This is a genomic window from Bacillus sp. HNG (genome assembly GCF_003400205.1).
Lineage (GTDB): Bacteria > Bacillota > Bacilli > Bacillales > Bacillaceae_L > Ferdinandcohnia.
Genome location: NZ_QUQV01000017.1, coordinates 55,563 through 67,065, shown reverse-complemented (window position 1 = coordinate 67,065; position 11,503 = coordinate 55,563). Strand labels below are relative to the sequence as shown.

The following is an 11,503-nucleotide window of genomic DNA, read 5'->3' as shown; positions in this document are numbered from 1 at the left end:
TGCATTTTAAAATTCATAGTAGGGCTTCCTCCTTAAGAGTCTGAGTTAGAGTGGTGTCTATACTCATATCTTACTGAGGGGCTTTATTTTTTTCAAACCTGATATATAACGATCTACAGGAATGCTAACCTGCTCTGTTAATACAAGAACGTCTGCTTATTGAACTTCAATTACGAAGGCATAACTCGAACTTCCATTTTCCCAACTTGCATTTACATCGTAAATATATACACCTTTTTCTTTTGGTGCTATCAAAACATTATTATTTAACGAAACTTCTTCCACTTCGTTATTGTTAATCCATCTATTAACTCCCAATGTATTTGCATTAGGTTCTTTTTCAAATTCTATTTTTAATTCAGATTCAGGTGATATAACAATAGGTTTAAGTTCATGATGTTCAATAATACCTGGTGGAGAAATCATATCAACACACCTTGAGTTAATAAGTCCGTTCCAACAATATGAACCTTGTGCCACTTCTACTTTTTTACCTTCAACAGATATGGTTGGTTCTGGTGGATTAGTATTAATTAATCCGATAATGAAGTAAATCCCCACACCTAATAAAACTAATACAATTAAAGTAATCAAAGACTTTTTCATAAATTCCCCCCTTATTGTTTTAACACCCTTCTTCAACTCTACTGCCTCTTTAGTTTAATAACTTCAACAATAGAGTGCATTAATCCTTCTTGAAACAACGCACCCATTAGTGTTTAAGTACATTTCTTCACAAACTTATCTTTTATTAAATTTATTTATTACAGAAATGTTTCCCCTTTAGACAATAACAAAAATAGCGTCAAACCTGCTTGACGCTATTACTATTCATTAAGTGCATTTTTTTAGTAAACCCACTCTTTTCCATGATTACGAATGAATTTAATTTCCTTTTGATAATATTCAAGTTGTCCTTGGTCTATCATCTTTTGAAAAGTATGGTCGCCTTCACTTGCTCTTTTTATCATGTATTTACATAATCCATCTAATCGTAGCAATACCATCTCTAAATAATCTTCTTCCATTCCCTCGATACCATAAGATTCAAAAAACAATTTAACTCTTTGTTTAATACGGTTGGCATCCGTTGATGGATCATAATAAACCGCCTCACCTGTTTCAGAGTGATAAATCCTACTTAAAGGAACGCAAGTGTAAAGAGTATAGGCTATATCCCAAAGTCTTGGACCCGGAGCAGCAACATCAAAATCAATAATACCTACTGGTCTTTCGTGATTAAAAATGATGTTGTAAATGGCAAAATCATTGTGACATATAACCTCCATTTTATCTGGAGTATTATCCATCGGTTTCCATTCAGCAGATAACGGAAAATCACTCACAGCATCATGATAGAGACGAAGCATCTTCACTATTTCTTTTAATACATCATTAGACAACATATATTTTTTTAAAGGATAATTACCAGCTTCTCCTTCAATAAATGATAATATCTCTCTATTTTTTTCATCAATACCTAAAAACTTCGGTGCAAAATCAAAACCTTTACTTTCCAAATGCTGCAATAATGTATGAATTTTAACACTATCAGGCTTTAATTCTCGTCGTACAGTATCTCCGGAACGATATACATTTGAGACATTTCCTCCTGTTAGCATTTCTTCTTTTTCGTACTGACTTGTCATTTAAATTCCCCCAAAAATCGGGACGCTATGATTGTGTCAATAGAGATGTATTTTTACCCATAGTTAAAAGCAGATATACAAAGGTATTTGCTTGGTAATGGGAATTTAATTGTCCACACCATGAATCCCTTGAATGTTTTAAGATAGACAAATAAACGTTTCCTTAACAATAGGAATCGCCATCGTCTCTCTATCCAATTAGATAATCATTTCAAAGTAATCCACATGTGTAATATAGATTCCCCTTTCTTTACATCTCTATTTTAGATATTACCAAAGGTTTCCAAATAAATAAAGATGACATTACATTGTTATTTAAGTATTCTGTCTGTTTGTGATACCTCAAAAGAATAGAGCAATTCCGCTCGTGAACAATTAAAAGTATCATGTTTCAACTAATCTGATCCGTTCGTGAAAAAGCATTCGGTGGCCACGCAGCAAAATAAGTACAACAAACACAAAAACCAAGTAACTTGACCTGGCTTTTTATTTTGAACTCCGCATCATTTTCATTAATAGTTTTTTAGGTAATTCATAATGAGCTATTAATATAAGTAAATATAAATCGAATAACCAAATATTTGTGCTTATATCATAATCCTCTTTATTTATTTTCTTTTCGAATTCATTCATCAAACCTATTAAAAAAGCACAAACAAGAAAATATAAATATTGTGTTAACACATAAACCCACTCTTCTTGAGTTTCTCCTATTGCTGCAATCCCTGAAAATACAGATACTACGAAGAACCATATACTCAATAATATGGATACAACTAAAATAACAAATCGAACAAATCCAAAAATATATAAGGCGAGCGTTTTAATTTTTATCACCACCAACGTAATATCCTTCGGCAAAGGCCTATAACTCTATATAATTTTCTGCTTCTTATTTTAGAACTCCTTTATATTACACCACAATATAATAAGGTTCTATAACTCCTTTTGGATATTTCAACTAATTCTCCTGTTCATCTTTTGCTAGACTAAAATGATAACAGATTTAAAATCAAAACCAAATTATCCAAGGATGATGAAGGAATAGGGTTTTTAACCACGTAAAACAAAATCTGTGACTTCCGTATTAACATAATATTTCATATATATATGAAAATATAAAAAAGAAAAAGCGAACATTATGATCGCCTTTTTTAGTATTGCACCCTTCTAAGTACAGGAATTCACATTCTGGTTTTACACCTCATTAAAATCAATCCCTAGATGTGTTGTACATACAAAAAGACGCCTGCTTATTTAAGAAAAGCGCCAGACTGTTGAACAATGAAATATGCGAAAGATGTCTGTGTAAATACGTTCTAATTTATTTGACTACACACCCGTTTAGCCATCCATAATGCAGAAAATCTAGGACCAATCAACACCACTCCAAGAGGATTGCAACTTTCGCAAAAGAACAATTTGGCCAACATGATACGTATCGTGCATCATGATATTGCTAAGTAAACGCTCAATAGAGTACCTGTTAGCTGCATACGGTACTTTTAACTTTTCATCGTCAAGGTCCGCAATGACCGTTTTTAATTTATTCATGACTTCATTAAGTCTCTGCACTGTCTGTGCCCACCCAATTTCGTCTTCAGGATCTCCCGGGTTTCCAAAGGTTTCTTCATTGTTTTCTGCCTTATGCGGATTCTCTGTGCCCTTAATTCGATGGATTACGTCTTCATTCCAAAATATCAAGTGGTTGACAATCTGCCAAATTGAATTACTGATTCCCGAATTTGTCCATGCTGCCTCAGCTGCGCTGACTCCATGAAGCGCCTGATCCAAGGATGCAAACCAATCATTCTCACGCCAATGCATGTCGAGTTGTTCTAAAAACATTTTGGTTACAACTTGCATACAACCAACTCCTTACAGTTTAATTTAGTCCTTCAAAGCTAAAAGACAAGAAAAAGAGAAATCTGACTAAAGTATAAATTAATCAATCCAATATTAGGTAAAAACCAAATCCAAATGGTCCCTTCCATATTGGGTATACCTTTCTCTCCAGCATCTAATTCTCTTCAATATGGCAGGGTAATCCGAAAGTCCCGGGTGACGATAAAATAACCTAACTTTTGACGTCGGCCATATAACAAAAAATATTCTCAATGAAATACTCCATTCTTTAATTTTGAGAATACAACAAAACCTTGGTCACTATGACTTATTCGTCTCATCCAGCTTTTATTCCTTCATCATGACCATTGAATCACTCATGACTTAAATCACGAGATTCCTATGTACGGAAATCTTATCGGTTTCTAAATAAAAAAGAAGTCACCATTTACGGCATCTTGATCTTCAAATACCACCTATTAATGCAATAAGAAACGAAATTCGATTAGGTGGTTTCATTTAAGTGTAATTGTTCACAATGTTACTTTATTATAGAAAATCGAGCAGCATAAAGAGAACAATTTTATCAAAAAGATTAGAACCTCTAAAAAAATCTCCGGTAACATCTTTACCCATAAAAAAGAACGACCAAAATTTTTCTCACGTCTTTTTTAATTTTTGTTTTCCTGAAGATTGGATTGTGGATTTTATTGTAATCTTGTTTAAAGATTCACTGGTTAGTGGCAATGTTCGGCCATTGTTAGTGATTTTTTTCCATGATTGCGGGTCTTTTCGGTATATTGCCTCTGTGACTCTGTATATGTCAGTCTCTTTTTCTACTGCTGCAAGATAGGTTGTCTTTATATAGGAAGCGATCTGTTCTTTTGCCAGTTGATTGATTTCAGCTTCCGATAATTCCTGATTAAGCTCCGTAATAGTTCCTTTTGCTTTTACTTCGACTGTAAAAGTTAGCGAACCTTTTTCGATTTTCGGTTTGATTTTGGTCTTTACATTACTAAATACGATTGAAGCGGCCTGGTGACCGTCCTTTTGAGGAAAAACACTGATTCTTTCCCCTTCTTTTATCCAGCTGAGACCTTCTATTTGTTCTCCTACCAACTTCCCTTTATACCCGTTCTTGCCATAAATATTTATCCCATTGATTCTGTAAGCCGGTAATGATTTATCCTTCTCTAGCCAATAATTATCTAACAGCTCTATTATTGGAATCGCGGAGGTGTGGGCTGGTTCATTTAATTCTATAAGGAACTTTTGGAATCTTTTTGGCTCTACGAAAGAACTTTGCTCATAATTAGTCCTTGGATCTGAAAGTCTCGTGAACATTGGTGATAACCCAAGTATAGGGAAAGTATTCAAGAGATCCCTTACCGAAGAATTTGTGCTGGAAATCCAAACTGTATATCTGGTTTCCCTATACCGGTTTATGACATCCATGGCCGATAACACGATGTTTTGTTGTTTTAAAGCATCCTCTGTAAAAACCATCGAAGAGAGGTGTCCCCAAAATATCCTTTGAGGCACATTTTTATAAAAATCAAAAACGGCACTGTCAACCGTATCTCCTTTTCCCATTCCGACTGTACTAGGGGAGGTTTGAATACCTCCTCCGCCCTCACTTCTTCCAAGGCCACCTATATTTATAAGCTGGGCATATACTTGGTATTCCCCTTCCTTGTAATCAACTCCCAAGGCATGAATATACAACACTTTGTCAATTTCATTGTTATCCCAGCACGCTGAAAGCAAAAGAGGAAGCATTAAGACTGCAGCTAACTTCTTCTTTAACATAAGGTATCACTCCTGTTTAGTAGAATCCTGGGGTTTCAAAAAGCGTGGCCTTGTTTTGAGCCATTTCCAGGGGATTCTGAAGAAAATATTTAATAAGGATTTGGGCTCTTCCAGCGTAAATGGAGCCAAATAAGGGATTCCAAAGGGACGAAGCTGTGCTGTATATATAAGCAAAAGGGCAATAGCCAAGAACACTCCCCAAAATCCGAGAGTGCCTGCCAGTAAAAGGACAACGAACCGATAAACACTTATCGCCCCAGTCAAAGATAGATTGACAAGGGTATAGGTAGCTACTTCAGATGTAGCAATCACAACCAGCATTGCAGGGTTAGTCAATCCAGCTCTAATGGCAGCGTCACCAATAATCAATCCCCCGATAACACTCAAGGTCTGTCCTATTGCTACAGGCAACCTTAAACCTGCTTCCCGAAATAGAGAAAACAATAATAGCATAATCGTTGCTTCCACTGCTGAAGGCAGCGGGACACCTTTTCTCGATTCCACCAATACCGCTAATAGTGTAAAAGGAAGTTGGTCCTGATGGATTGTAATGAGTGCAATCCATATTCCAGGTAAAAAAGTTGATACGAAAAGGCCAACAAACCTCAGTATCCTTTCAAACGAGTTATACAAAAAGTTATATTCATTATCTTCCGCACTTTTAAAAAGCATGGTTAAGTTGCCTGGGCCAATGGCTATCGTTGGAATTCCATCGACCAAAACTAAAAATCTTCCCCTCAGCAAACAATCTACAGCCAAATCTGGTCTTCCGGTATAATCCAGTATTGGAAGTAAATCAAAACCTGAATCTGACAGAAGCTCCTTTAATTGATTGGAGTTTACAATCCCATCAATTTTTATTCTGGAAAGGCGCTTTTGAATATCGTCTTTTATGCCTTTGTTTATAATATCATCTACATACAACAAGGCCACCTTCGTCTGTGTCCGTTCCCCAATAATATAGCTTTTGCATACTAGGCTGTTGGTCCGCAGTCTTTTTCGTATAAGAGCGATATTGACTCCAATCTCTTCTACGAAGCCATCCCTTGCCCCCTTAATGCTGATCTCAGTATTTGGATCCTGTGGATTTCTTTTCGGGTGATCAGAAATATCAACCGTAAAATACACTCGATTGTTCATATAAATAAAAATTTCGCCATTGAAGATCCTTGATATCAATTCTTTTATATCTTTTAAACTATTTGGAGGAATGTCCAGCCGCTCTATGAAATCACCCATGTTCAATCCTTCACTAGAGCACTCCTCAACGATCCTTTTAAGGGAAGGAATCAATATGGTGTCATATTTCCGTTTATCGTAAAGCCCCTGGCAATAAACTAGGTTCATAGTACAGCCTCTCTTAGTTACGATCGTTTGATGGCTAACATCATCGCAGTCCTTGAAAAGGTCCAATACACCGGCAAAACCGAGTTCTTCCAACTCCTTCGATTGTCCCTCTTGATTATCTTTAGTATGCTTCACTGTGTCCTAATCCCCTTTTTCTTAGACTTAAACAATACATATAAGCATAGGGTCAATGTATAGAAAAAAATGAAAAGAGTTGATATCGGAAGGAAATAGTTTTTTACAAAAGTCAAAAATACCAAATCGCCCACAGGATTAAACAGCACCGTTACACTTAGGAACAAACCTATAATAATCTGAATGGTCACCCTCTTTTTGCCTTTGAAGTTGAACACCTCAGGGATTAAGTAAATCGATAAGGAAATCCGAATAAATATCCCAACCATCCATTGATAAATAGAGATAAAATCCAAGTGTTCAAGGTATCTCCCCAGGCTTAGCATAGCCCATTGCTCATAGGCAGGAAAACGCTGCTTGGAAGCTTCCTCTGGTCCGAAAATAGCGATTGACCCCATGAGCGGACCAAGCGTCAGGATAATAAGGACAATACCAGTTACAAACAAATATCTAAGCTTGAACTTTCCTGCTATTTTGTGCTGAAAAAGAAGGACGAGAAATAACTCGAAAATACCTGCTCCGGCTGCTAACATGCCTTTTAAGGCAGGAAACCAGCCGTTTTCCAGAAGGGGGAGCAATAACCTGTAATCCTTATGTGGGATATTACCGATAGCTACCATGAACCCAAAGATGATAACGGCTGGCAGCAAAATGCCATTAATGACAGAAATACTCCTTATCCCATTCAGGGCAGGCAACAAACATATAACCGCCAATGAAAAACTTAAAACCAAAGGAGGAGTTCTTGGTAAATAGGTCGTAGAGGCCCATGAGACAGTATCGATAAAAGAAACCGTTGAGGCCGCCAGCAAGAATAAAGCAACCAGTGCGCCAAAGAAATAAGCTAGCAACTTGTTTCCTTTTTCCTTCATCCATAAAAACAAATGCTGTTGTTTTGTTTTCCGCTGTATACAATACACTATGAAAATCCATCCCAAAAATAAAAAAGCGATCAAAAGCACGGAAATCCAAGCATCTCTGCCTGCCTTATCAAGAATCGCAGGAATGACAATGACATGTGAAACAATTCCTGCAGCCGACATAATCATAAAAAGACCTAAAAAGACATTTATTTTATCATCTGTATTTGATCCCATAACCATCCACCCAAATCCACATATGTTCCATATATTATTTGGTAAAAATTATGTAAATATGTATTTCGAAAAAGGGGATATTTTGACCGCCTCCATAACTGACTAAAAAAGTTCATCTCTTTTATAAATTGATTGAATTCATCTGGGTGGTGACCGGTTTCAAACGATGGTAAAATAAAGGTACCATTAATAGGAATCATCATAGATGAATACATTATATTGGAGGTGTTTAAATGCTTAGTGATTTTGAACCAGCTGGATTTTGGATTCGACTGGGTGCTTCAATTATTGATGGTATTGTCGTTTTTTTTGCTATTTTTCTACTTTCACTCATTTTTAACTTTCCAATAGATGATGATTCTTGGCAATCTGGACTTCTAGAATTCTTATATACTCTAAGCCTACCACTCTTTTGGTACGGGTATACGGTTGGAAAAAGGCTATGCGGGATTCGAATTTCGAGGGTTGATGGTGAAAAATTACACATTGGGAATATGCTACTTCGGATTGTAGTAGCAGGGCTAATTTACGCGTTGACGTTAGGAATGGGATTCATTGTAAGTGTAGTCATGGTGGCCGTCCGAGAAGACAAAAGAGCAATCCATGACTTCGTAGCCGGCACATGTGTAACCTACAATCCCCCCGAAATAAATTAACAGGGTAAGACTAGGGGGACAGTCCACGTGGACCTCCAAACCTAAAAAGCTATATAAAATAATAGTGGCTTTAGTACCGTGTCACAAGATTTAACTTCGGCAAAAAAACACTTCTCCTTTTTAAAGAAATGCACCTATTCAATGCCTGGGTTACTTCATACAAAAGTCAAAAAAGGGAGTTGATCATCTTGGCGAAATGGATTAACGTATCAACATCAAGGCATCAATTAACACTTTTTGATGGAAACAAGAGGATCAAGGCTTACCCAATTGCAATCGGAAAAATATTGTCACCATCGCCTACTGGGACATATACGATTATTAATAAACAACCTAATCCCGGAGGACCGTTTGGAGTGTTGTGGATGGGATTGTCAAAACCTCATTACGGTATACACGGAACAAATAACCCGGCTTCCATTGGTAAGAATGTCTCACATGGATGTATTAGAATGTTTAATCATGATGTTCTAGAATTATCATCTAGAGTTCCAATTGGTACTCCGGTTGTTATTCATAAATGACTTTGTAAATCTCATACCCTTTACTACATAGGTTTGGGCCAACTTGCTCTAAATGCCAAGTTAGCCATGCATGAAGCAGAGCTTCGCCATATAAAATGAAAGTTAACGTTCTTTCATGTAATTGAATAAATTCATTATTCATTCTTCGAATACTTTGTATGTAAAAGTGGAGAATACTCCAAAGATTCCTATCCCCTCAATTTGTAAATAAACTCCATCTTCCTCCTGTAATTTTATTCCTATCTTGTTAAATAAAACGAAATTGTCTAAATCTCTATTTACAACCTTATAATTGTTAGAATCTCTTACACATTCATTTTCTTGGCATTCTAAATTATATTTGTTGGATAACCAATTGTTAAAGGTATCAGGAGACGGTTTTGTTAATGATAGAAATAGTATCAATAATATTAAAAAACTTGATAAAATAATTCGTTTTTTACTCATCATTTCCCCCTAATATATGTAATAGATTTAATTTAGTTTATTTTAATATTAAATTCCAAAAAATACCACTAATTCTTAAACTATCCTGCTTCGTTAGCTTGATAACTTCAATATAAAAGTGCATTAATCCTTCTTAGATCAACGCATCCCTTCGTGTAAGTACATCTTTTCATATTTAATATAAATCAAAATCAAACTTAGAACCTGCAAGTTTAGCTTATCAAATACGTTTCATGAAGTCCTTTTTCGTTGGGTAAGTGAAACTGGACATTTTTAAAAAAATCCATTTGCAACAAAATGTTATGTCTTCTAGTTTGAGTACACTCTTTTTAACTTTAGTAATAAAAAAACCAAAACTATGCATCTCTGTATAAAAAGCTGCATAATATTGGCTCTAAGGATTTTATACGTTATAGAAGATTATTTTTTTCGCTACATTATCAATCCAATCTAATTAAAAATTATCGGAAAAGTAAATGTAACGAAAGCTGCCCAAAGTCCGTAAACCGGCAAATACTTAGTGACGGCATCTTGGATAGTTGAAGGTCCGGATTTGTTTCGTAGAAAACGCATATAGGAGAGCATTATCCAAATTAAATTTGCCCAGATAAGTATGTTTACACCTAAAACAGTAAGTCTATTAGGCGTAATCCCATAAGAAGAAAGTCTGAACACGATGGCTGACAAGGCCACACTGTCAATGAAAAGCGCAAGAACAATTAAGGCAAAATTTATATAATCTGAAATGCTCTTTTTCTCGTCTGAGTCGCTCTCGGTAATGGAAAATATGGTGACTGCCAATACACCAAGGAGTATTCCATTGAAGGCTATCAAGAAATTTCGGTCCAAGAATGGATTTTTTCCGACCCATATAACCGTTATAAGATAGACCAACAATGTAACCAGGACAAGAGGACTAAAAATTTTAGCTATATATGGTGTAATATTTTTAGCAAGTTTAAGATTCATTGATACCAGGTATGCAGCCACAATAGCGAGAGCCGCAGCACCAAATATAACGACATTACTAAAATAGAAGTCTTCTATATCCAAGCCAACAAAGCTAAATAACTGCATCGTTAATGCTGCTAGTACCATCCCGCTAACTGCCATACTGGCGTAGAGAATACAATATTCCAAATTAAATTTAATATAGGCTAATCTTGTACTGCCTTTTGAATATTCATTTCCTGTATACGCAAGCCCTACCAATACCCATAAGAATATGGGAAGGTGTAAATAAACAAGGATAATACTGTCTTTATAGTTTAATGGCAACATATTAAGATAAAACCCAGAAATTAGGAACAACGCTGCAAGGCAATAAATAACACTTTTTTTCGGAGTATTAATGTAAACAAAATAGGCAGCAATAAAGGGAATTATACCAAAAGCAAGGTTAATTGGAGCAATTGCTTCCTGTTCGACAAAATGGAAAATGATCCTGGTGCTTATCCCGGCCAGAATGGCTAAAATGCCCATGAATAAGAAACCTTTTTGAAGCAAGGAAGATTTTTCTGTATTTGCTGTTTCCTTGAAATGCAATCTTTCATTCCAAACACCAAGAACCTGAGAATCAGGATTTTGTTCCCATGCGTGTGAGAATAACTTTTTAAAACCTTTGGGGTCTTTTCTATACATTCTTTCCAGCTCATGAGGGTTAGCAATATTTTCAGTAATCAAATTGTTAATGTCCATAATTATACCTCCCCTAATAATTGTTATTATAAGTTTCCTCCACAATGTTTAACTGTCTCTTTTGTATTGGAAATATCTCCAGTCTGCCATTCTAAAGTCTTACAAATTGCCTCTAAGTGGTTTATAGAATCGCTTTTGCTTTTTCTTCAATATAGAAAGGGTCGCCATTGTTTTCCAATTTTCTCCGAAAGTTCTGTTACGCTCATTTTCCTTTTTGCTACCCACAGAAAAAGAACTGGGACTACTAAAGCATAACAGCTATTTTTATTACTTTTTCCATAAAAAGCACCTCTCTT

At 35.7% G+C, this 11,503-nt stretch carries 11 protein-coding genes; 2 read left to right on the top strand and 9 right to left on the bottom strand.

The window, feature by feature from the left end; translation table 11 throughout:
* Positions 1-156: 156 nt before the first annotated feature.
* The 7 genes from DZB84_RS21180 to DZB84_RS21150 form a co-directional block, all read right to left on the bottom strand.
* Positions 157-606, bottom strand: a complete 450-nt coding sequence (locus DZB84_RS21180) for a hypothetical protein (RefSeq protein WP_116354290.1) — start codon at positions 604-606, stop codon at positions 157-159.
* A 242-nt stretch (positions 607-848) separates the two neighbouring features.
* On the bottom strand, positions 849-1,649 hold the full coding sequence (locus DZB84_RS21175) for a phosphotransferase (RefSeq protein ID WP_116354289.1): 801 nt from the start codon (positions 1,647-1,649) through the stop codon (positions 849-851).
* Positions 1,650-2,135: 486 nt separating this feature from the next.
* Positions 2,136-2,489 carry a hypothetical protein gene (locus DZB84_RS21170; RefSeq protein ID WP_116354288.1) on the bottom strand — a complete coding sequence of 118 codons (354 nt, stop codon included), beginning with the start codon at positions 2,487-2,489 and terminating at the stop codon, positions 2,136-2,138.
* A gap of 528 nt (positions 2,490-3,017) precedes the next feature.
* Positions 3,018-3,515 (bottom strand): DinB family protein, encoded by a 498-nt coding sequence (locus tag DZB84_RS21165; RefSeq protein WP_116354287.1) that lies wholly within the window; start codon positions 3,513-3,515, stop codon positions 3,018-3,020.
* A 639-nt stretch (positions 3,516-4,154) separates the two neighbouring features.
* Positions 4,155-5,303, bottom strand: coding sequence for a Ger(x)C family spore germination protein (locus tag DZB84_RS21160; RefSeq protein ID WP_116354286.1), 1,149 nt, complete (start codon positions 5,301-5,303; stop codon positions 4,155-4,157).
* A gap of 6 nt (positions 5,304-5,309) precedes the next feature.
* Entirely contained in the window at positions 5,310-6,785 is a 1,476-nt protein-coding gene (locus DZB84_RS21155; protein ID WP_116354285.1) for a spore germination protein, read from the bottom strand.
* Positions 6,782-7,882, bottom strand: a complete 1,101-nt coding sequence (locus DZB84_RS21150; RefSeq protein ID WP_189655335.1) for a GerAB/ArcD/ProY family transporter — start codon at positions 7,880-7,882, stop codon at positions 6,782-6,784. The genes DZB84_RS21155 and DZB84_RS21150 overlap by 4 nt, the downstream gene beginning before the upstream one ends.
* 233 nt (positions 7,883-8,115) lie before the next feature.
* On the opposite strand from DZB84_RS21150, the gene DZB84_RS21145 reads away from it, so the two are divergent.
* Positions 8,116-8,538 carry an RDD family protein gene (locus DZB84_RS21145; protein ID WP_116354283.1) on the top strand — a complete coding sequence of 141 codons (423 nt, stop codon included), beginning with the start codon at positions 8,116-8,118 and terminating at the stop codon, positions 8,536-8,538.
* A 188-nt stretch (positions 8,539-8,726) separates the two neighbouring features.
* Positions 8,727-9,062 (top strand): L,D-transpeptidase, encoded by a 336-nt coding sequence (locus tag DZB84_RS21140; protein ID WP_116354282.1) that lies wholly within the window; start codon positions 8,727-8,729, stop codon positions 9,060-9,062.
* A 138-nt stretch (positions 9,063-9,200) separates the two neighbouring features.
* On the opposite strand, the gene DZB84_RS21135 is transcribed toward DZB84_RS21140, so the two are convergent.
* Together DZB84_RS21135 and DZB84_RS21130 are read right to left on the bottom strand one after the other, a co-directional pair.
* Positions 9,201-9,509, bottom strand: a complete 309-nt coding sequence (locus DZB84_RS21135; protein WP_116354281.1) for a hypothetical protein — start codon at positions 9,507-9,509, stop codon at positions 9,201-9,203.
* Positions 9,510-9,959: 450 nt separating this feature from the next.
* A complete protein-coding gene (locus DZB84_RS21130) occupies positions 9,960-11,207 on the bottom strand; it encodes a DUF4153 domain-containing protein (RefSeq protein ID WP_116354280.1) in 1,248 nt (415 codons plus the stop codon).
* Between the last annotated feature and the right edge of the window lie 296 nt (positions 11,208-11,503).

Excerpts from the sequence above, each read along its gene's own strand:
- DZB84_RS21180 (WP_116354290.1), bottom strand. The coding sequence starts at position 606 with ATGAAAAAGTCTTTGATTACTTTAATTGTATTAGTTTTATTAGGTGTG.
- DZB84_RS21175 (WP_116354289.1), bottom strand. The coding sequence starts at position 1,649 with ATGACAAGTCAGTACGAAAAAGAAGAAATGCTAACAGGAGGAAATGTC.
- DZB84_RS21165 (WP_116354287.1), bottom strand. The coding sequence starts at position 3,515 with ATGCAAGTTGTAACCAAAATGTTTTTAGAACAACTCGACATGCATTGG.
- DZB84_RS21160 (WP_116354286.1), bottom strand. The coding sequence starts at position 5,303 with ATGTTAAAGAAGAAGTTAGCTGCAGTCTTAATGCTTCCTCTTTTGCTT.
- DZB84_RS21150 (WP_189655335.1), bottom strand. The coding sequence starts at position 7,882 with ATGGGATCAAATACAGATGATAAAATAAATGTCTTTTTAGGTCTTTTT.
- DZB84_RS21145 (WP_116354283.1), top strand. The coding sequence starts at position 8,116 with ATGCTTAGTGATTTTGAACCAGCTGGATTTTGGATTCGACTGGGTGCT.
- DZB84_RS21135 (WP_116354281.1), bottom strand. The coding sequence starts at position 9,509 with ATGAGTAAAAAACGAATTATTTTATCAAGTTTTTTAATATTATTGATA.
- DZB84_RS21130 (WP_116354280.1), bottom strand. The coding sequence starts at position 11,207 with ATGGACATTAACAATTTGATTACTGAAAATATTGCTAACCCTCATGAG.